The organism is Rufibacter roseus, assembly GCF_001647285.1.
Lineage (GTDB): Bacteria > Bacteroidota > Bacteroidia > Cytophagales > Hymenobacteraceae > Nibribacter > Nibribacter roseus.
Genome location: NZ_LRML01000004.1, coordinates 470,055 through 489,951 on the forward strand (window position 1 = coordinate 470,055; position 19,897 = coordinate 489,951).

The 19,897-nt window shown below is 48.0% G+C and carries 16 protein-coding genes and 1 tRNA gene; 9 read left to right on the forward strand and 8 right to left on the reverse strand.

Annotated elements, in window-relative coordinates:
- Positions 1 to 10: 10 nt before the first annotated feature.
- From A8O23_RS08310 to bglX, 4 genes are all read left to right on the forward strand, one after another.
- A complete protein-coding gene (locus A8O23_RS08310; protein WP_161486708.1) occupies positions 11 to 1,594 on the forward strand; it encodes a RagB/SusD family nutrient uptake outer membrane protein in 1,584 nt (527 codons plus the stop codon).
- Positions 1,595 to 1,620: 26 nt separating this feature from the next.
- Positions 1,621 to 3,003: a PKD domain-containing protein gene (locus A8O23_RS08315; RefSeq protein ID WP_161486709.1), complete on the forward strand. Its 1,383-nt coding sequence runs from the start codon at positions 1,621 to 1,623 to the stop codon at positions 3,001 to 3,003.
- Between the two features lie 60 nt (positions 3,004 to 3,063).
- Positions 3,064 to 5,175 (forward strand): family 16 glycosylhydrolase, encoded by a 2,112-nt coding sequence (locus tag A8O23_RS08320; protein WP_066619379.1) that lies wholly within the window; start codon positions 3,064 to 3,066, stop codon positions 5,173 to 5,175.
- Positions 5,176 to 5,259: 84 nt separating this feature from the next.
- A complete protein-coding gene (bglX, locus tag A8O23_RS08325) occupies positions 5,260 to 7,563 on the forward strand; it encodes a beta-glucosidase BglX (RefSeq protein ID WP_066619382.1) in 2,304 nt (767 codons plus the stop codon).
- A gap of 102 nt (positions 7,564 to 7,665) precedes the next feature.
- Here bglX and A8O23_RS08330 read toward each other — a convergent pair whose 3' ends face one another.
- From A8O23_RS08330 to A8O23_RS08350, 4 genes are all read right to left on the reverse strand, one after another.
- Positions 7,666 to 8,076 (reverse strand): hypothetical protein, encoded by a 411-nt coding sequence (locus tag A8O23_RS08330; RefSeq protein WP_153042120.1) that lies wholly within the window; start codon positions 8,074 to 8,076, stop codon positions 7,666 to 7,668.
- A gap of 32 nt (positions 8,077 to 8,108) precedes the next feature.
- Positions 8,109 to 8,537 (reverse strand): nuclear transport factor 2 family protein, encoded by a 429-nt coding sequence (locus A8O23_RS08335; RefSeq protein WP_066619388.1) that lies wholly within the window; start codon positions 8,535 to 8,537, stop codon positions 8,109 to 8,111.
- Positions 8,538 to 9,252: 715 nt separating this feature from the next.
- Complete coding sequence (locus A8O23_RS08345; RefSeq protein ID WP_066619395.1) at positions 9,253 to 9,939, reverse strand: hypothetical protein; 687 nt, start codon at positions 9,937 to 9,939, stop codon at positions 9,253 to 9,255.
- A gap of 408 nt (positions 9,940 to 10,347) precedes the next feature.
- Positions 10,348 to 11,487, reverse strand: a complete 1,140-nt coding sequence (locus A8O23_RS08350) for a cystathionine gamma-synthase (protein ID WP_066619402.1) — start codon at positions 11,485 to 11,487, stop codon at positions 10,348 to 10,350.
- Here A8O23_RS08350 and A8O23_RS08355 point away from each other — a divergent pair.
- The 5 genes from A8O23_RS08355 (at position 11,465) to A8O23_RS08375 (ending at position 14,165) form a co-directional block, all read left to right on the forward strand.
- Positions 11,465 to 12,307 carry a TVP38/TMEM64 family protein gene (locus A8O23_RS08355; RefSeq protein ID WP_239693368.1) on the forward strand — a complete coding sequence of 281 codons (843 nt, stop codon included), beginning with the start codon at positions 11,465 to 11,467 and terminating at the stop codon, positions 12,305 to 12,307. The genes A8O23_RS08350 and A8O23_RS08355 overlap by 23 nt on opposite strands.
- 138 nt (positions 12,308 to 12,445) lie before the next feature.
- Positions 12,446 to 12,519, forward strand: a tRNA-Arg gene (locus tag A8O23_RS08360).
- Positions 12,520 to 12,843: 324 nt separating this feature from the next.
- Complete coding sequence (locus tag A8O23_RS08365) at positions 12,844 to 13,167, forward strand: hypothetical protein (RefSeq protein WP_066619404.1); 324 nt, start codon at positions 12,844 to 12,846, stop codon at positions 13,165 to 13,167.
- A gap of 92 nt (positions 13,168 to 13,259) precedes the next feature.
- Positions 13,260 to 13,745 carry a YcxB family protein gene (locus A8O23_RS08370; RefSeq protein ID WP_066619407.1) on the forward strand — a complete coding sequence of 162 codons (486 nt, stop codon included), beginning with the start codon at positions 13,260 to 13,262 and terminating at the stop codon, positions 13,743 to 13,745.
- Positions 13,746 to 13,856: 111 nt separating this feature from the next.
- Positions 13,857 to 14,165 (forward strand): hypothetical protein, encoded by a 309-nt coding sequence (locus A8O23_RS08375; protein WP_161486710.1) that lies wholly within the window; start codon positions 13,857 to 13,859, stop codon positions 14,163 to 14,165.
- 180 nt (positions 14,166 to 14,345) lie between these two features.
- Here A8O23_RS08375 and A8O23_RS08380 read toward each other — a convergent pair whose 3' ends face one another.
- Genes A8O23_RS08380 through A8O23_RS08395 form a run of 4 tightly spaced genes read right to left on the reverse strand, consistent with a single transcriptional unit; the run spans position 14,346 to position 19,624 of the window.
- Positions 14,346 to 15,770: a TolC family protein gene (locus A8O23_RS08380; protein ID WP_066619412.1), complete on the reverse strand. Its 1,425-nt coding sequence runs from the start codon at positions 15,768 to 15,770 to the stop codon at positions 14,346 to 14,348.
- 49 nt (positions 15,771 to 15,819) lie between these two features.
- Complete coding sequence (locus A8O23_RS08385; RefSeq protein ID WP_066619423.1) at positions 15,820 to 17,190, reverse strand: HlyD family secretion protein; 1,371 nt, start codon at positions 17,188 to 17,190, stop codon at positions 15,820 to 15,822.
- Positions 17,190 to 18,914 (reverse strand): peptidase domain-containing ABC transporter, encoded by a 1,725-nt coding sequence (locus tag A8O23_RS08390; RefSeq protein ID WP_066619435.1) that lies wholly within the window; start codon positions 18,912 to 18,914, stop codon positions 17,190 to 17,192. The genes A8O23_RS08385 and A8O23_RS08390 overlap by 1 nt, the downstream gene beginning before the upstream one ends.
- Before the next feature lie 8 nt (positions 18,915 to 18,922).
- Positions 18,923 to 19,624, reverse strand: coding sequence for a TetR/AcrR family transcriptional regulator (locus A8O23_RS08395; protein WP_066619438.1), 702 nt, complete (start codon positions 19,622 to 19,624; stop codon positions 18,923 to 18,925).
- Positions 19,625 to 19,897 lie beyond the last annotated feature (273 nt).

A 19,897-nucleotide genomic window follows, 5' to 3' on the forward strand; every position in this document is an offset into this window, starting at 1 on the left:
GCACTTTCACATGAAAAATATAGCTAAAAAGACTTCTATTCTGCTACTGTCCGGCTTTCTGGCGGTAGCTTCTACCAGCTGCGATGACTTCCTGGACCTTTCGCCGCTAGATACCCGAACCGAGGACAACTTCTACAAAACCCAATCTGATGCCATGGAAGGATTGGTGGGAGTGTATGATGTACTTCAGTGGAATACCCTATCAGGTTTCCACCCTACTCCCATGATCACTGATATCATGTCTGATGATGCCTATTCAGCTGGCCAGCCTAGTTCTGAACCCAACCTGCTGCAAATGGATCGTCACAATATCCTGACTACTAATGGTGAGGTGTTTGGACTGTGGAGGAAACATTATATCGGAATTGCCAGAGCCAACACACTTCTTCAGCGTATTGAAGGCATTGATGCCCCGGAGGATTTTAAAACCAGGCTGATTGCTGAAGCTAAATTCTTGCGCGCGCATTTCTACCTTGACCTGGTAAGGCTTTTTGAAAACGTTCCGCTCATTTTGGCACCTCAGGCACCAAGCGAGTACAACCAGCCGCAAGCAACTCCTAAGGCTGTGTATGATCAGATAGCACTGGATTTGACAGAGGCCATGGAAGACTTACCAGAGTCAACGCTTCGCCAGAGCCAAGGCCGTGTCACTAAATGGGCTGCCAAAGCCTTGTTAGCAAGAGCTTATTTGTTCTACAAGGGCGTGTACAACCAAGAACTGCAAGCTGGTGGCACCAGCGTCACTGCCCAGGTAGCATTGCAGCATGTAAATGATATCATCTCGGAAAGTGGCCATGACCTGTTGCCCAACTACGCTGATAATTTCAAGAGAGCAAATGAGTTCAGCATAGAATCGGTTTGGGAAATTTCTTACTCAGACGAAAACCCATGGTGGGATTGGGGCTACGTGCAAGGCGGCGAGGGCAACACCCAGCCACAGCAGCAGGGACCTCGTATTAAAAACACCGCCATTGAAAACTACCTGGCAGGCTGGAGTACCGCTACTCCTACCCAAGAGCTGTATGATGCTTTTGAAGCCAACGACCCAAGACGTGACGCCACCATTTTGGCCGAGACAGAGTTGGTAGGCGGCAAAGACAACCTGAACATCGGGTATCAACATACTGGTTATTTCAGCCAGAAGTACACAACAGCTAAAGAGTATGCTCCTTCGGGGGGGCAGTTGGAATTGAACTGGGGCAACAACTACCGCTCCATCCGCTTCTCTGATGTGTTATTAATGGCCGCTGAACTAAGATTGATGACTGGTTCAGGAGACGCCCAGGCACCGCTGACCAGAGTGCGCGCCAGAGTAGGGTTAGGTCCGGTACCAGCCACCTTGGATAACGTTTACAAAGAACGCAGGGTAGAACTGGCCCTGGAAGGCCACCGCTATTGGGATTTGTTGCGCCGCGGACTTAACGTAGCCGATGACGCTATCTCTGTTACCTACACCACCCTACCTGACAATTTCGAGGGCGCCGTGTCTGACTTTAACATTCAGTTTAACACCGCCAGAAAAGGGTTCCTGCCAATTCCGCAGAGTGAGATTGACCTTTCAGCAGGAACACTGAAACCAAACACTGGCTATTAATCATGCACCATAAAATGTTTGAACCCATGAGAAAATATATATCGTTTCTAACCCTGCTTCTGCTGGCTTCCTTTGCCTGGACCGCCTGTGAAGTAGAAGATCCGGAACTGGGCCCAATGCCTACCTCTGATCTGGTTACTTTTACACACACCTATGATGCCACAAACCCAAACTTGGTTCGTTTCACCAGCACCGCCCCTGGTTTTAAATTCCTTTGGGATTTTGGTAATGGCACCACGGCAGAAGGTAAGGAAGTAACAGGTGCTTATCCGTTGGCCGGTGACTATACGGTAAAACTGACCATCTACACAAAAGACGGTTCGGCCTCTAACACACAAACCATCAACATTGCCCAAACCAACCCAACCATGTTAGATCGGGAAGATTACAATTTCCTGACTGGTGGGGCTGATCAACTGGAAGGTAAAACTTGGGTATTAGACCCGGTTGGCCCAATGAACTTTGGAGGTGAAGTAGCCGCTGGTGGCAATAACTGGTGGAGCCAAACCTTAGACCAGCAGAACCCCTGCATGCAAGATGATGAATATACCTTCTCCCTTAGCGGCTTCAAGTTTGAGAACAAGAGCAAAGGCGCCATGTGGGGCATTGACAACGGCGTAGAAAACGTTTGTGTGCCACAGCCTGCCACTCCGGTAGCCAGCACCTGGAACCTGTACGAAGAAAATGGCAAAACCATGCTCTCGGTTAGCAACGGCGAAACCATTGCCTGGGACGATAACGAAGGCGTGTATGAAGTCATGGAACTGTCTGAAAACCGTCTGCATATCAGAAAAGCCTGTTGTGGTGGTGCTGGTGTGCGTAATTACGTGCTGGTTCCAAAAGGCTACTCCCCACCAGTGGTAGAAAAGCCACTGAAAGTTGAAGACCTCTTCGACAACTTTGACCAGCCGGGCAACATTACCTGGGGTATTGACCACGTAGTATTCAACGACAACTTTGACAATCCGGCTCAGTTTGGCATAAACACATCTGAAAAAGTAGCACGCTATGTAAAAGAAGCCGGTCAGGCCAATGAGTTTGCCAACATATTCATTGACCTACCCTACCGCATGGATCTTACCAACCGGAAGGTCTTCAAACTGAAGGTACTTCTGCCTTCCTTCAATGACTACGTTACTCAAAATGGAGAAGACTGGGCAGTGACCAAGAATCTGGCTAAACAGGTGGCAGTGAAGCTGCAGGACTCTAAAATGGGAGGCAATGCCTGGCAGACACAAGCTGAAATAGTACAGCAGGTAACACAGCTAGGCGAATGGGTTGAACTCACCTTTGACTTCAGCAACTTTGACCAGCGCACTGACTTTGACCGTGTAGTGGTGCAGATTGGCGGCGAGGCGCACTTTAATCCTGGCATCTTCTACTTAGATGATTTCCGGTTGATGCCTTAACTTTTCCTGTAAGCCAGAAGCAACCCGTTTCTGGCTTACTTTTCTTAAAACTTACCTAAAATGAGCAGAATTATATATCTGGTGCTCTGCCTGGGCTTGCTTTGCCCATTGGGTGGGGTGGCTCAGAACGGAGCTTACAACGAATTAGTCTGGAGCGATGAATTTGAGGAAGAAGGTGCCATCAACTCTACCTGGTGGAACTTTGACCTGGGCAACGGCAACAATGGCTGGGGCAACAGAGAGCTCCAGAGCTACACGAACCAACTGGCCAATGTACGGCAGACAGGCGGAAAGTTGATTATAGAAGCAATTAAGCAAAATGGCAACTGGACCTCAGGCCGTGTTAAAACCCAAGGTAAGTTTGATTTTACCTATGGCCGCGTGGAATGGCGGGCGAAGCTAGCACCAGGGGTTGGTACCTGGCCTGCGCTCTGGCTCTTGGGCTCTAACATTTCAACGGTAGGCTGGCCAGCCTGTGGCGAAATAGACGTGATGGAATACATTGACCGGCTTCCAGGCAAAGTTCAAGCTGCCTTGCACACTCCTTCCAGCTACGGAAATACGCAAAACATAGGGTCCACTACCGTACCCGATGCCACCACCGCTTTCCATATTTATGCCGCTGAATGGTCTGAGCACGACATTAAGTTCTATGTAGACAATACCCTATACTATACCTATGCTCCAACCGTGAAAGATGCCCGAACCTGGCCGTTTGACAAAGCGCAGTTCCTCATCATGAACATTGCGGTAGGCGGTAACATGGGCAGCGAACCAAGTTTAGAAACGAACGGCCAAAAAAATGGTGTTGATCCTAACTTGACCAGTACCCGTATGGAGGTAGATTATGTGCGGGTGTACCAGCAGTTCAAGGAGCTACATCTTTCGGGTCCTCAATTTGTGAACCCTTCAGCCCAAAACGTTACATTCAAAGCCAGCCGCTTGGCAAATGCCACCTACACCTGGACTTTACCATCTGGGGCTACCATTGTGTCGGGCAATAACTCGCCGGAGATTGTGGTGAATTGGGGTAAGAAGTCTGGTCAGGTAAAGGTACAGATGCAACATAACGGGCAAACCTTCACCAAAATCCTAGAGGTAAAAACCAAAATGCTGCCCAGCGGCAGCTCCTTTCTGATTGAAGGATTCAACCCCTTCCCTGCATCACAGCTCACGCCTAACGCAGGTACGTTTGAAATGAGCCAGCACCAAGACGCCCTCAAAGTGAACTTTCATGTGACGTCGCCCTCCAGTTTACCACACATACTGTATGAGCTGGAGAGCCCGCTGGACATGACTGGATACCCCGTCTTCACCACTTCCGTGAAAACCCTAAACAAGAGCCGAACGGTTTCGCTCCGGCTCGATTTACTTGATGCCGCCGGCAAGGTGACCGGCAGCAATCAGGTATTTAACCTCAGTCCTTTAATTGACGACGGCGAGTACTACACCTACCATTTCAACTACCAGAATCTGTTTGGCAGCGGCTCTGGTCAGGTAGACCCCGCTAACATCAGCAAAATAAGGCTGCTCGTGAACTATGGGTTTTTGGGAAGCTCAGGCCAAGACTCTATCTGGGTAGACCATTTCAGTGTATTGCCTGCTCTGCCCACCACTCCTAACAGAGCATCGCACGTAGCCGCCGCCATGGCGGCTTCTGGCGTTACACTTTCCTGGAGAGACAACGCTGCCAATGAGCAAGGGTTTAAAGTGTACAGGAGCACCCAGCCCTACAGCAATTACTCTGAGATTGCCAGCTTGTCAGCCAACAACACCTCCTTCACCGACCCCGCCGGCACCCGTGAGAGTTTTTATAAGGTGCAGGCTTACAATTCCAACGGCACCGCCAGCTTTTCTAACATTGGCACAGTGGGTGGGGTGATGACCGGTGGCTCAGAAGAATGGCTGGCGCAACAGATAGTCTTGTCGCCAAACCCGGTGCAGCAAGAGTTTTCCCTTGCACTTCCGTCCGGAGTTAAGGTCAAATCTATCCGGCTGTACGGAGTCAATGGCCAGGAAGTCCCCCTGCAGATTTCAATGGAATTTGCCCTAAAAACTGTTGCCGAGGTCAGACTACCCACTCCTCTGGCCGATGGACTTTATTTCTGCCGCATTCAAACAGAAAACAACCTGCTGGTAAAAAGACTGCTGGTTCAGAACTTCAATCTATAACCTTTTCACTTTCTAAAATTTCAGCTAACCTGCTCTAACCAGAGCAGGACAGACACCCTCATTTCAAGACCTAACTAGAACACTATGAAAAAGATAATCTCAAAAGTAGTGGTGCTGGCATTGGCTGCCTTCTCCTGCACTTCTACTTCAACGCCCCCTTCCACGGCCACACCATCTACCCCTGCTACCACCGCTCAGCAGCAGCTAAGCCCTATTGAGAAACGCATAGAAGACCTGCTGGCCAAAATGACGCAGGAAGAAAAAGCAGGCCAGCTCAACTTTGTGGTAGGCGATTTGTTCAACACCGGCCCCACTGTGCGTACCGCTGAGTCTGACCGATTCAATGAAGCCATTAAAAAAGGAACCATCACCGGCATATTTAACATTCATGGTGCTGAGTACATTGGGAAACTGCAGAAAATTGCAGTTGAAGAATCAAGGCTGGGCATTCCGCTCATTATTGGAGCCGATGTGATTCACGGGTTTAAAACCGTGTTCCCGATTCCGTTGGGCGAGGCTGCCAGCTGGGATTTAGAGGCCATCGAAAACGGCGCCCGTGTGGCGGCCATTGAGTCCAGCGCCACTGGCATCAACCTCACCTTCGCCCCTATGGTAGACATTACCCGCGACTCCCGCTGGGGCCGCACTGCCGAGGGTGCCGGAGAAGACCCATATTTGGGTTCGCTTATTGCCGCAGCCCGTGTGGTAGGTTTTCAGGGAAAAGACCTCTCTGACCCGCGTACCATTGCCGCCTGTGTAAAGCACTTTGTAGCCTATGGTGCCGCTGAGGCCGGCCGTGATTACAACACCACCGACATGTCAGAATACCTGCTCCGCGACGTGTACCTGCCGCCGTTTAAAGCGGCTATTGATGCTGGCTCAGCCTCTTTGATGACGTCGTTCAATGAATTGAACGGTGTACCCGCCACAGCCAACACCTTTGTTCTCCAGGACATCCTCCGGAAAGAATGGGGGTATAACGGGCTGGTAATTTCTGATTGGCAAAACATCACTGAAATGGTGAATCACGGCTTCGCCAAAGATAATGCCCACTCCGCTGCCCTGGCCCTGAAAGCCGGAACCGATGTAGACATGATGGGAGAAGCTTACCTCAACTTTATACCTGGGTTAGTTAAAAACGGACAGCTAGACCAGAAGGTAGTAGATGATGCCGTACGACGCGTGCTTTGGCTTAAATTCAAATTGGGCCTGTTTGACAACCCTACTCTATATTCCAGCACTACCCGCGAAAAACAAGAAATCCGTTCGAAAGAGAATTTGGCCGTGGCGTTTGACATGGCCAAGAAATCTATTGTGCTGCTTAAAAACCAAGGCAATGTATTGCCGCTCACCCAAGCCACTAAACGCATTGCCGTTATTGGTCCGTTGGCCAACAACAAAGCAGATATGAACGGTACCTGGTCTTTCTTCGGGGAAGAGCAACACCCTGTGTCTTTCCTGGAAGGCATCAGAAAATACGCTAAAGGAGCCACGGTAACTTATGCCCAGGGCTGTGAGCTTTATAGCAACTCCACTGCGTTATTTGACGAGGCTGTTGCCGCCGCCCGTAAAGCCGATGTGGTGGTAATGGCCATTGGAGAAAGTGCCGTGATGAATGGAGAGGGAGCCTCGCGCGCTGACATTGGTTTGCCCGGTGTACAGCTGGACCTGGTGAAGGCCATTCATAAGACCGGTAAACCAATTGTTGCGCTGGTAAGCAGTGGCCGTGCCCTGGAACTAACCTGGCTAGACCAAAACATTCCCGCTATTTTGGCTACCTGGTCGTTGGGCTCAGAGGCCGGAAATGCCGCTGGAAGTGTGCTGTTCGGGGAGTATAATCCTTCCGGGAAATTGCCACTTTCTTTCCCGCGCCATGTGGGTCAGTTACCGCTGTATTACAACTATAAAAACACCGGCCGCATGTACGATGGCGACCACATGGAGCCCGGCAGTGAGCGGGTGTATAAATCACGTTACCGCGATGTGCCTAACACGCCCTTGTACCCGTTTGGATACGGCTTAAGCTATACTACCTTTAATTACGGTACACCAAAGCTGAACAAAAGCAGCATCTCGGGCAATGAGCCTTTGGTAGTAACCGTAGACGTGACCAACACCGGAAAAGTAGTCGGCGAGGAAGTGGTGCAGCTTTATATCCGGGACTTGGTAGGCAGCACCGCCCGCCCTGTCAAGCAACTGAAGAAGTTCCAGAAACTTGCCTTCGCCCCTGGCGAGAAGAAAACCATTACCTTCACCCTCACCAAAGAAGACCTGGCCTTCTGGCGTCAAGACATGACCTTCGGCGCTGAACCCGGTGATTTCAAGGTGATGGTAGGCCCTAATTCTAGAGATGTGCAAGAGCTATCGTTCACGTTGAGCAGCCTCTAATTAAATATGGCATCGCTGTTTTAGCCCTGTTTTTCAAAAAGTAAGCCGAAAACGCCAGCTCTAATCGAGCTGCGTTTTCGACCTTTACAAGGGAAACAATTTTTAACTCTTTTCCGGTAGAAGGGCTTTTATAACTCCCCACAGGAACACAAACTGACCAATAAAGAAAAGCACAATGGTTTCTAAATAAATACCTGCCAATAAGGAAAAATCCAGAGGAAACAGGATGGGCTGAACATGAGCAATATATAGCAACGGCAAGGATAGCATCAAGTTTGCCATCATGAATCGCTTTTTTATTCTTACCCGCTTTTTACCTAAAATAAAATAGGCACCTGCCAGAAGGTACAACCATAAGAGAGCAACGCCGCCTACTAAAAAATATGGCGGTAGAATAGTAGTATGCCAACCAGGAATAACAGACACAGCAATATCAAAATCGCTGGAAACAGCAAGCGTTAAAACAGTAAGGACGATTGCCAAGAACAGAAAAACTACTGCACCTCTTTTCATTAGAGTAATTGGCATTTAAACACCCTCCTCTATCAAATCTTATAAGCCTGACGAGCCAACAATTTCCACTTACCGTTCTGCTTTTGCCACACCAAAAGCACGCCTAATTTTACAGACCCTGGTTTACCGCTGTCGTTGGTGGTGGCAGTTAAGTTGTGCCGAACTAGAGCTGTATTTCCGCTTACCTGTACAATTTGGTTTTCTAAATCAATGGTCACGAAATCAGACTTGCCAGTCACTAAGGTCTCTACGAAAGTAGCCTTGTCTTCCACCTTTCCGCTGGAGTGCCCATAGCTTAAACCTTCTGCTACAATACTTTCCAATGCTTGGCGGTCACCGCTGATCAGGGCCTGCTTCAATTGCTCTACCGCGGCAGCTACCTGGTTTTCTTCTTTGGTTTGTGCCACAACTGCCAACTGAAGGAATAAGCAAAGCGACAGTAAAGTCAATATTTTTCTCATGATTGATTTAGTGGTAGAATTAATTCAACAGGTGGATTTTTACAGAAAGATAGCAAAAATTGCGTCAGGTTGAGATTGTTTTGATGCCCATGTCATTTACTTGGGCATCATGATTTATGGTCTATGATAATAATCAACCTGCCCCTCCTGAACGAGTCCTGAGTCTTGAGTCGCGAGTCCTGAGTCAAAAAATAATCCAAGCCCACACCCTCCTTATCCTTTCCCGCGGGAGCGGGCAACGCAGTGCCAAGGGCACGCAGGCGCTTAGCGGGAGCACGAGACGCAGGTTCAATTTAGCAGTAGCCACTGCAGCTATGGAACAGCGCACGCTGGCCAGGTGGTAAATTTACTGAAGCCCCTCCTGTCTGAGCGGCAGCGAGTCAGGGGCTTCTTGATTCTTTTGGTTACTTTTCTCATCAAGGAGAAAAGTGACAGACCTAAGCAGGGAAAGAGACGCAGCTAGAGGTTTAGCAAGAAAGGCAGTGGGAGCAAAAGCTGTTTAGGTTGTCCGTGAGAACACGCAACAACGGCTGGGGGTAAAGTGGTGGCAGGAGTGATAATATTGGTTAAAGAAATGCGTCTTCGTTAGATCCCTCGGCGATGCTCGGGATGACCGCAAAAGGGTAAGATCAGGAATGCGTGGACACTCCTGTGTAAACATCCCCCTTCGCCCCCTTCAAAGGGGGAGTATCAGGAATGCTCTCATATTTATTAATTACATTGCCAGCGGCGGCTCAGTATCTGGGTTCCAGACTTTTTGTGCGAGTTCATTTAGTGCCAGACGAGCGTGTCGGAATACATCTGCTAACTGATGGTACACCTGAGCCAAATCTAGCTGGTAGGCAATTTTGTCTTGGGCGGCCCTTCGGAAGCTGGTACGACCAATGTCTTCATAAAAAGAGAAGTCTGGGGCGCCCCGCTGCTGCCGGCGCTCTACCCAAGCGTGGAACATGCCTGACAGAAACAATGCATAGTTGCCAATGTGCGCTCTGATCAGGAAAGACTCAGCGGTAGAGGCAGTGGCCAGAGAGTCCAGCATATCTGCGATGTAAGAAAACTGGTGCGGCAATTTATCGTGCGGAGAATGCAGCTTCTGGGTTTCAGAAAACTTCGTCAGGAGAGCACCAATGTAATCGGCCAATTCGCGATCTTCTATGCCCTGCCGACGAAGCACCGTACGCGCCACCACATAAAAGTACAGCTGTTGCGACACTTCCAACCGGCCCTCGCCCGAAAACAGCGCATGGGACACGGATAAATTGTCTAACATTTCGTCGCGGCACTCAGGGTCGCTGAGCAGCTCCACCATACTGATGTGTCTTACTCCCTTTCGGGCTAATACCCGCGCCACAAAGTCAAAGTCGGCGGCGGTAAACTGGGCACGGCAATTGGCTAACACCATAGAACACGCTCCTTTCTTAATTCTTCACCTTGAATTTACCAATTGTATTTTTACTTGTCAACCCCTCGGTTTATCATTCATCTTAAAAACGCAGTGGTATTTTTAAAGGTTACCTGATTGATTGTTGGTTGCTTATTGTTAATTGTTTTGAAAAACCAGCAGGATGGAAAATTACCTCTCAGTAGAGACTAGGCACTGCCTTGTCTCACACGCATCGTTAAACACTGTTTTCGGCCAGTTTTTCAGAAATTAGCTCTAAAACGCAAAAGCCTGCCCGGCACAACACCAGACAGGCTTCTGAAATCTATAATAAGTGAGGGAGGGATTGTTTGATTGATTGAAGGAGTGAATGACTTCTCCCCATCTTTATTCACTCATTCTCCCAATCACTCATTCACTCCTTAACCTCTACCCTATCGCTTGCTCCAGGTCAGCAATCAGGTCTTCCACATCTTCAATACCTACACTCAGGCGAATCAGTGAATCAGACAGACCACCTTTGAGACGTTCAACCTGCGGGATGCTGGCGTGGGTCATGGTGGCAGGGTGGCCGCAGAGAGATTCTACGCCGCCCAGTGACTCTGCCAGGGAAAAATAATGCAGTTTCTCCAGCACCTGAATGGCATCTTCCTGCTTGTCTCCCTTCAGCACAAAGGAAATCATTCCACCAAAATCACGCATCTGACTTTTGGCTATCTGGTGGTTAGGATGACTCTCGAAGCCTGGCCAGAATACCTTCTCCACTTTAGGGTGGCCTTTTAGGTACTCGGCAATTTTGCGGCCGTTCTCACAGTGGCGCTGCATTCTAATGTGCAGGGTTTTGAGGCCGCGCAGTACCAGGAAGCAATCTTGTGGGCCAGGTGTTCCGCCGCAAGCGTTCTGCAGGAAAGCCAGCTTTTCAGCCAGTTCAGCATCTTTCACCACAATAGCGCCCATCACCACGTCTGAGTGACCAGCCATGTATTTGGTGAGGGAGTGCATGACAATATCAGCCCCTAAATCTAGGGGCGTCTGTAAATAAGGAGTGCTGAAGGTATTGTCTACCACCAGCGTCAGGTTATGCTTCTTACAAATATCTGATGCTCCTTTAATGTCAATCACGTTCAGCAGCGGGTTGGTAGGCGTTTCAACCCATACCATTTTAGTGTTCTCAGTAATATACTGCTCAATGCTGCTGATATCGGCCATACTCACAAACTTGAACCTGATACCGTAGCCTTCAAACACTTTGGTAAAGATGCGATAGGTGCCACCGTACAAATCATTGGTGGAGATCACCTCATCGCCGGGCTTCAAAGTTTTGATGATGCAGTCTGTAGCGGCCATGCCTGAGGCGAAGCACAGACCATGGTTTCCGTTCTCCAAGGCCGCAATAGCATTTTGCAGCGCGGTGCGGGTGGGGTTGTGAGTACGGCTGTACTCATAGCCTTTGTGGTCGCCGGGCGAGCGCTGCACGTAGGTGCTGGTTTGGTAAATGGGCGTCATGATGGCCCCTGTGGTAGGGTCTGGCTCTACCCCTGCGTGTATGGTTTTGGTTCCGAATTTCATAGTTCCTTATACGGTGTGTGCGTTGCAAGTTAGCCAAATTGGCGGCAAGTTTCTAGCGGGTTTCTTTCACCGCAAAAGCCAGTTTTACCGTACTTTGGGAAAAACAGCCGATATTGAGACGCTTATGTGGAAAAAACTCCTGCAACAGAACACGGGTACGCTGGTGTATTCCTTCCTGCTAGTGGTGGTGCCGGTGCTGGTAAGCTCCGCGCTGGCGCTTTGGCTGTACCGCAATCAGGAGCTCATGCACCACCTCACCCCTGAGCAGATGTTGCTGTACTACCTGCTCATCTCCCTCACCATGGCCTTCGCGCTAACGCCTACTACTTTTGTGGCGCTGGCTACGGGCTTCTTCCTAGGTTGGGAAGGGTTTCCGGGCGTGGTGGTTGCCTACGGGGTGGCCGCACTTATTGGGTATGAAATGGCCCGGCTCGTAGACCAGGGCAAAATGGAAAAACTGCTGCACCAGTTTCCCAAAGCCGAAGGCATACGCAATGAACTCCGGAGCCAGAGCTGGAGCCTGATTATTCTGACCCGTATTTCACCCGTGCTACCCTTCGCGTTTATGACCTTTGTTCTGTCTTTAGTTCGGATTCCGCGCCTTCGGTTTCTAGTGGCCAGCATGTTAGGCATGTTACCTCGCACCTTGTTCTTTTTCTGGCTCGGCACCCAGGCGCAGGACCTGCTGGACCTGCTGCAAGACCCCAACGCCGGCACTAGCGGCAAGTTGCTCATGGGTGCTTTGGTCATTATTTCTCTGGGCGGACTATACGTATTGTTTAACCGCGCCATAAAAAAGGCTTTGTCCAAATCAGCTTAACTTAACCAAGTAGAAGTTCAAGCTCCAAACGCCTTGATTTACAGCAGAAAGCGTGAAACAGCAGATTTTTATTGAAAATTTTTGAAGAGAACTTGCGTATAATGGGGTAAGTTGCTACCTTTGCATCACTAAATCAATGGTCACGTAGCTCAACTGGATAGAGCATCTGACTACGAATCAGAAGGTTTGGGGTTCGACTCCCTACGCGACCACTTAAAAGCCCTTTAGCGCACGCTGAAGGGCTTTTTTGATTCTGAGCAAGTCTATATATTTTGTCAAAAACTTTGCTCAAGGTTCATAAATATATTTTTCATACACTTGATCTTAGGCTTACAGGCTAATGCTTAGTGCTACTAGCTGCTTATTAGTAATAACAGCAGATTATACTTACAGCCATAAAACGCCATTCCCACTCTATCTCAGAAGCGAAGATTAAAGTATTGAGGAACCTTTCAAAGCCTTTTAAGCTTCTTCTTCTTTTAATTCCAGCAATATTGCTTAATTTGTACAGCATTTAGTTTGGTGATTTTTCAATAATGGCAACTGTAAAAAAGGGAAGCATTGAGGCGTTAAGGTTAATCCTTAGAAGAATGGAGTTGCAGGGCAACCTAGGTGAGCATGCCTCTTCCTTAGGTCTTAAAAATTTCCAAGACATTCTGTACCTACTTCAGGGCATGAAAAAGAATTTCACCAAAGACGACCACTTTGGCCATGTGCTTAGCTACTGTAAAATGAAAATGGAATATGCCAAGCAGCAGGTAGAACAAGGAAACGAAGCAGAGGGTCTTACCTTTGCCCAATCTGTGGTGGAATACTTCCTGAAGGAAATAAACACAAATATTGAATCTTCAAAGGAATAACACACTTTGAGAAGGTGGCACATAGCTACTCATGCACCTGAACATTTCTTTCCGCTTCCCCACTTCATCATTAGGTTGTAATTACAAAAAAGATGCAGGGCTTTACCATCAACACCCAGCTTAGTACTAAGAACTATATACAGTTTACTAAGCAATCAAAAGCCTTACAACTCCTTATCTGGTTTACCCGCATTCTTGGGTTCTTTTTGCTGCTGTCGGTACCGTTGCACTACGCTTCTGAAGTAACATCTGATCTGCCTTTTCCGTGGGCACAGCTATTGGTAGGGCTAGTAATGGTGGCATGGCCTTTTCTCCTCTTTTACTCTGTCAAAAGAAGCTTTCTGCGTAACACCTCTCTTCAGGAAACTATTACTTATACCTTTACTGAACAGGAAATGCAGGTGCAAGGAGAAACATTCACTTCCAGAGTGAAATGGAAAGATGTCTATAGAATTCAAGAAAGCAGGGATCTTCTTATTGTGTGGCATAATCCACAGGTAGCCAATATTATTCCGAAGAAGTATTTAAAGCCCGAGGAGCTGTCTCACTTTTACCAACTAGCAAACAGACGCAATTAATTAGCGCAATAGGCTCTTTTAGGCCTATTTTTCTGAAAATAGATGAAAAACACACAACTGATTCTCCCCTTCCTCTTGCTGTTATTTGGTTGCAGCAATGAATCAACTCAAATGATATCCTTTAAAGTAGTAGACCAAAACACCTTTGAGATGTGCTTTGACCAAGAGGTGGAAGGGCTGTACTCCCTCGTGATCACCACAAAATCCGGGAAGGAGATAAAAAGAGCGGGGCAGCTAGAGCCAGCAGGAGCCTCTTGTTTTCAGGAAGAGAAAAGGCAGTTCAGCCTAGATTCTTACACTGATGCTCAGCGGCAGTTTCTATCCGACTCTCTCACAAATGAAAATATAGCCTCTGTGAAATGGGTTATTTCTAGAAGGCATTATGAGAGCCCTACCGCAGAGGGAGTTTTTCAAAAATGACCTCATTTCCCTTCTATTGACCATAGTGACAACTTCGTTCAGAAAAGATCAAAACTGCACTCTTTGCGTTTCAATTAAATGAACAGCTGATTCTTCCACTAGTTCTCAGGAAGAAATCTGCGTATGAGAATTTTTCTGTTTAGGCCTATTTTTCACAAAACAGGCCGGAAAGAACAGCTGCTACCTTTCTGGTGCTAAATTCCCTGCCGCCCACTGTAGCTGGTATTTTGCCTTGCCATATTTAGCCCTGAGCTCATACAGCTTTATCTGCTGGTTAAGCAAAGTGGCTTCTCTGGTATTCACCAGGAACACAGAACTCTCCCCTATTTCAAAACGCTGAAGCTCACCGGCCAATAACCTGCTGGCGTTGGCAATGATTTGCTCCTGCAAAACTATCTGCTCTTCCAGCTGCTGCCGTTCATTATAGGCTGCCTGCAGCTGGTTCTGATTTTCACGGCTGGTCTGGGAAATCTGGAAGTTGGTGGCGTTTATTTTAAGGCGGGTGATCTGTAGCTTAGCCCGCTCTTCGCGCAGAAACAGCGGGAAACTAAAACTGGCCCCCATCTTATAATTGTTGGTCATGTAGGTATCCTCTAACCAACGTCCACCTATGGTGCCTCTTGGACCAATGAGGTTATACTCCAGGTTGAGTTTTGGCAACAACTTGTTCTGGCTAAACCTGCGCTCAATATCAAGTTGCCGTAGTTTTACCTGTAGTTTGGCTATATCAGGATGATTTTCTTGCGCCGAGGCTACTAGCTGCTGCAGCTCTTCTGACGTGACAGGTTCAATTTGAGTGCCCTCCAATGATGGTCTTACAGATTCAGGAATTTCTAAAGGGGTGTTGTTCTCTCCCCACATGAAGTTAGAGGCCATCAGGGCTGCATTTTTGCTTTCCACTTGAGCCTGCTTTAACAGTGCTAACCTATTCAGCGCCTCCGTTTCGGCCTCCACGGCATCTATGGCGGCTAAATCGCCCTGTTCCACCCGCTCTTTAATTCCCTGCCACCGCACAACCGCCAGCTGGTAACTTTCCTGCAGCTGTTGCCAACGCCGGTAACTGTAAGCCCAGTCCCAGTAGGCTTTGGCGGCGTCAAACAAAAGTTTATTGATGATTTTGGCACGTTCAGCTTCCTGCAGCTCCTGCGCTTGTCTGGCCAATTGAAGTGTTGCCCGCCGTTCATCAATAAGTAGGCCTTGTACTATAGGCACTGATATACCTACATAGTTCAAACCTTCAGAGGGAGTAATGTTTTCAGCATTTACATTAGCCCCAACATTCCGCTCATACCCAGCTTTCAACTCTCCTATCCAGAGAGGTACTTTCAGCACATTATCCCAGAGAGTATAATAATCTTTGCCTTTGAACTCCTTCTTGTAAAATTTAGAAGCAGCCACTGGGTCAAAGCTCCCACGCGCCAAGGTTATCTCCTGCCGTGCCTGTTCAGACAATTGATTCGCTCCCTTAGCCACCGGGTGGTGCACGGCAATCTGCATCATGTACTCGTCAATCGTAAACACCTTCAGGCTATCTACGCCCTGAGCCACGGCCTTAGAAACAAGGCTGCCAAGAAGGTATAAGATTACGAAAGGAACACCTCTCATGCTTCTATCTTTAAACTGTTTCAACCTGCAGACTATCCTGAACACTTTGCTATTTTTCTGCTTTCTCGGTTTTCTCTTGCTTTGCACCTGATGCACTTCCGTTGGCAGATCCCACATAATCAGGCGGGAAAGCGTTTAACTGACGCCATACCTCATACCAAATAGGCACATCGTTAAGCATGACCCAACCATAGGCGCCCGATCCCACCCTGATGGCTTCAGGCCATGGCGCAACATCTGGGTCAGGCACTACCAGAATACGGTACATCCCTTGGCTGTCAAGATTATCAATTACCGCCACTTTACCTCCAAAGGTTCCAAAACCTACACCTGGCCAACCTGAAAACACCAATGCGGGCCAGCCCTCAAATTGAATTCGCACCGGGCGACCTATATCCAATAAAGGCATATCCATAGGGGCTACATACAACTCCACGGCCAACTGTGGGTTGGCAGGCATAATGCTGGCAATTGGTTCTCCTTCTTTCACGGTTTCGCCAATACCCGCCTTCAGCGCCCTGACGATATATCCGTCCTGCGGAGCAGTAACCTGGTAGAAACCGCTCCGGACTTGGGTGCTGGCGTATTCACTGCGCATTTTAGAGATTTCGCCGCGGGCATCCTGCACATAGGCTAATGTAGAATTCAGGTCAGAACGGGCCTTGGAAATTTTATCCTGATACTCGGCCTGCAATGAATTTAATTCGATGCGGGCATTTTGCAGCTCATTCCGGCTGATGTTCATTTTGTTTTGGGTACTCAATAGCTTGGCTTGCACTTCCTGAAACTTGAGCCGGCGGCTCTCCAACTCCGTCAGAGATTTAAGCCCTTGGGCGTACAGTTTCTCCTGTCGGGCAAACTGGTCTGCCGCAATCTGAAACTCAATCTGCAGGGCGGCTAAGTCAGCACTGTCGCTTCTTACTTTCAGGGCGGCCTGCTGTACTTTGTTCCGAGCCTTCTGTAAGCTCAACTGCAAGCCTTCCTGCAGGGCCTCAATCTGATTCCTGAGAGCCGCTACTTTATCTTGAGTGGCTTCAAGGCTTCCTTCCTTTGCCTGTACCTGCTCCCCTAAACGATCTAACAGCTGTGGGTCAAAGTATTTTTCCTTTATCTCAGAGAGCACAATGATGGTATCTCCTTTTTTCACACGCTGCCCTTCCTGTACCCGCCACTCTTCTATACGTCCGGCAATGGTGGTATGCACCGTCTGGGGGCGGTCTTGTGCCTGCAGTGTAGTCACAGAACCCGCTGAGCGGATATTTTGGGTCCAAGGCAGCCAGCCAGCCAAGAATATAATGGTGAATAGCGCCACGCACCAGTACACCAGGTTCTTGGCCATGCGGGGCTTGCTCACCAACTTAAAGGAGTTAAATTGCTCCCACTCCTCTTTATATAAAAACTTCGTTTTTGACTTAGCCATTACAGAATATTTTTCAACTCGCCACTGGCGGCTTCTTCACTTGACACTTCTCGTATAATCTGTCCGTTTTGCATGAGCACCACGCGGTGGCACTGGTTCATTACAGCTGACTCATTGGAAATAACAATGACCGTCCAGGGCATGTCAGGAGCTAATACCCGCTTTGCTACCCGCTCACGCAGAACAGAGTTTACATCGGGCAGGAAGTTATCGAGCAGAAGCAGTTTGGGGCGACTGGCAATGCTACGAGCCAGAGCCAATCGCTGCGCAATGGCCTCCGGCATGTCTAGGGCATGGCTCCTGATTTGGGTCTGCAGCCCATTTGGCAAGTCCTGTATGTATTCAGAAAGCTCAACGCACTCTATTGCCCACAGCACATCTTCTAATGAGACATCTGGCTGCCCCAAAGTAATGTTCTCCAATATGGTTCCCTCAAAGGCCACTCCGGGCAAAAGGTAAAGCCCAATTTGCTCATGCAGCGTTTCAGGGTCGTACTCACGGAGCGACAAGCCATTGCACACCACCACCCCCTCATAGTCTGTTAAAATACCTGAGAGAATTTGCAGAAGGGTGGAACGGCCCGCCTGCTGCGCACCAGCCAGGCAAAGTTTTTCATTGGGCGCAACGGTCAAGTTTACTCCCCTTAAAGCCACTCTGCCAGATCCCGTGTACTTATATCTTACGTCCTTTATCTGCAGAGAAATACTTTGCTCAATAGTGGGGTTGCCGGTAGAAAGCTCTCTTCTTTCTTCGGTTGGAAGGTCGGTTACGCCGCCTAACTTCTCCAGGCTAGTGAGCACATCATACACCACGTCTAGCTTCACCAACAATTTCTCAATGGCGTTGATAATCAAAATGATGATGATTTCAGAGGCGACAAACTGACCTAAGTTTATTTCCCGGTTTACTAACAACAGGCTTCCCATCAGCAATAAACTAGCCGTGATGATGGTCTTGAAACCCACAAAGGAAATGTATTGCATCATGAGCACCCTGAAATGTGACTCACGGGCTTTCAGATAACCGCTGGTATAGTAATCGGTTTTCTCTAGTGACAGCTTTTCATGCGAAGCTGATTTGAATACAGTGATGTTACGGGCCACCTCTTCAAGCCAATGCACCAGTTTGTACTTATATTTTGACTCTTCCAGACTGGTGCGCATGCCTTGCGGGCTAGTCACACGCATGATAAAAATCAGGATAGCGATAAGCAGAATACCAAAGACAATGAAATATGGGTGGTAAAAAGAAAGCAATACTAACCCAAATACTATTTGAATGGCGGCGGCTGAAAAATCTGTCAGAAACTTAGCGAGACCCTTTTGCAGAGATATGACATCAAAAAAGCGGTTCATCATCTCGGGCAGGTTCTGGAAAGCCAGTTGCCGACCATCAATCTGCGTTAGATGGGTGGAAAACTGAAATGCCTTGGTAGCGAAAATACGCTGCTGTATGGTTTCAACCAATGAAAGCTGCATCACCTGAAGTCCGCCTACCACCAGCACTCCCACCACAATAAATATTATTAATACAGAAACCGAGGTCACCAACTGCCCACCAGACACGAACCCGATGAGGCTCTGTATACCCAAAGGCAGAGACAGGTTCACCAAGCCTGAAAAGATGGCATATATGTAGATGTAGCCAATCACCCTCTTTTCAGAGGCGAGCAATTCCATGAAACGTTTAATTGGGCTAGGGCTAGACGTTGTCTTTTTTGCCATAGTATGTATTAGCTAACAGGCGAAAAGTTAGTGCCTTTTATGGCATCAAATGCTAAATGAGTAAGAAATTGCACCAGGTTGCTCTCTTGCCCTTGTTGCGTTCCTTTTACTTCAGTGAGGGATGGCAAATGTTGCGAAAAGAACCATTGTTTACGTGCCGCCTCAAACAAAGTACTGACTAAGGCGTGCGGGTACGGGTAGCTTGGGTTTAGTTCTAGTACTACCATAGCTATTTTATGGCACAAGCTTTTATAATCTTGAAAAAGGCCGTTGTTGTTGTCATTGTCTACCTCTTTGGTCAGGTAAGCTTTTGAAGCCTCCACTACCACAATGCGCGACAGGCTTTCAATATCAAGATAAGACGAGAGCTGCTCTTTTATTTGATACTGCGCCAAAATTCTGATAAAAATCCTCAGCCTTTCAGCGGCATCAGCCACGTTGTGGGTGTGGTAGCAAATGCGGTAGTCTAACCAGTTCCAGTACCAAGAAACTAGATAGAGCAACAGCTTGTGTTTGTTCTCAAAGTACCTGTAAACTGAGGCCTCGGTAGAATGTATGCACTGCGCCAACTTTTTAAAAGTAAATTGCTCAAAGCCCAGTTCATCAATTAGCCTAATGCTTTCTTTTAATATGGCTCTACCCAAATCAGTTTGGTCTGGGTCACGCAAGTACAGCTTATGGTTTAACTCTATTCTTATTCCTGCGCTCATGGTAGTGGTTTATTTCTCCACAAATATATAAAACTCAAACATCTATAATAGTAATACTATCACCCACACAACAATTACTTTCCTCTTTTGTTCATTAAACTTTACATTTATTTTCTTACGTTAACGGAAAGAAAGTTCTTTCACAGAGTTTATCAATCCGAAAACTTAAACTAAACCGCTTTTGGCCTACTTTTCAAAAAAGAGCTCCAAAACACAAAGACAGCTATACTGCGGCACCTACAGAGCTGTTGTAAAACATATTTGAATCTCACA

What these genes read in the sequence shown, in the direction of transcription:
- A8O23_RS08310 (WP_161486708.1), top strand. Translation starts at nt 11, where the DNA reads ATGAAAAATATAGCTAAAAAGACTTCTATTCTGCTACTGTCCGGCTTT.
- A8O23_RS08315 (WP_161486709.1), top strand. Translation starts at nt 1,621, where the DNA reads ATGAGAAAATATATATCGTTTCTAACCCTGCTTCTGCTGGCTTCCTTT.
- A8O23_RS08320 (WP_066619379.1), top strand. Translation starts at nt 3,064, where the DNA reads ATGAGCAGAATTATATATCTGGTGCTCTGCCTGGGCTTGCTTTGCCCA.
- bglX (WP_066619382.1), top strand. Translation starts at nt 5,260, where the DNA reads ATGAAAAAGATAATCTCAAAAGTAGTGGTGCTGGCATTGGCTGCCTTC.
- A8O23_RS08330 (WP_153042120.1), bottom strand. Translation starts at nt 8,076, where the DNA reads ATGAAAAGAGGTGCAGTAGTTTTTCTGTTCTTGGCAATCGTCCTTACT.
- A8O23_RS08335 (WP_066619388.1), bottom strand. Translation starts at nt 8,537, where the DNA reads ATGAGAAAAATATTGACTTTACTGTCGCTTTGCTTATTCCTTCAGTTG.
- A8O23_RS08345 (WP_066619395.1), bottom strand. Translation starts at nt 9,939, where the DNA reads ATGGTGTTAGCCAATTGCCGTGCCCAGTTTACCGCCGCCGACTTTGAC.
- A8O23_RS08355 (WP_239693368.1), top strand. Translation starts at nt 11,465, where the DNA reads ATGGTTTTGGTTCCGAATTTCATAGTTCCTTATACGGTGTGTGCGTTG.
- A8O23_RS08350 (WP_066619402.1), bottom strand. Translation starts at nt 11,487, where the DNA reads ATGAAATTCGGAACCAAAACCATACACGCAGGGGTAGAGCCAGACCCT.
- A8O23_RS08365 (WP_066619404.1), top strand. Translation starts at nt 12,844, where the DNA reads ATGGCAACTGTAAAAAAGGGAAGCATTGAGGCGTTAAGGTTAATCCTT.
- A8O23_RS08370 (WP_066619407.1), top strand. Translation starts at nt 13,260, where the DNA reads ATGCAGGGCTTTACCATCAACACCCAGCTTAGTACTAAGAACTATATA.
- A8O23_RS08375 (WP_161486710.1), top strand. Translation starts at nt 13,857, where the DNA reads ATGATATCCTTTAAAGTAGTAGACCAAAACACCTTTGAGATGTGCTTT.
- A8O23_RS08380 (WP_066619412.1), bottom strand. Translation starts at nt 15,770, where the DNA reads ATGAGAGGTGTTCCTTTCGTAATCTTATACCTTCTTGGCAGCCTTGTT.
- A8O23_RS08385 (WP_066619423.1), bottom strand. Translation starts at nt 17,190, where the DNA reads ATGGCTAAGTCAAAAACGAAGTTTTTATATAAAGAGGAGTGGGAGCAA.
- A8O23_RS08390 (WP_066619435.1), bottom strand. Translation starts at nt 18,914, where the DNA reads ATGGCAAAAAAGACAACGTCTAGCCCTAGCCCAATTAAACGTTTCATG.
- A8O23_RS08395 (WP_066619438.1), bottom strand. Translation starts at nt 19,624, where the DNA reads ATGAGCGCAGGAATAAGAATAGAGTTAAACCATAAGCTGTACTTGCGT.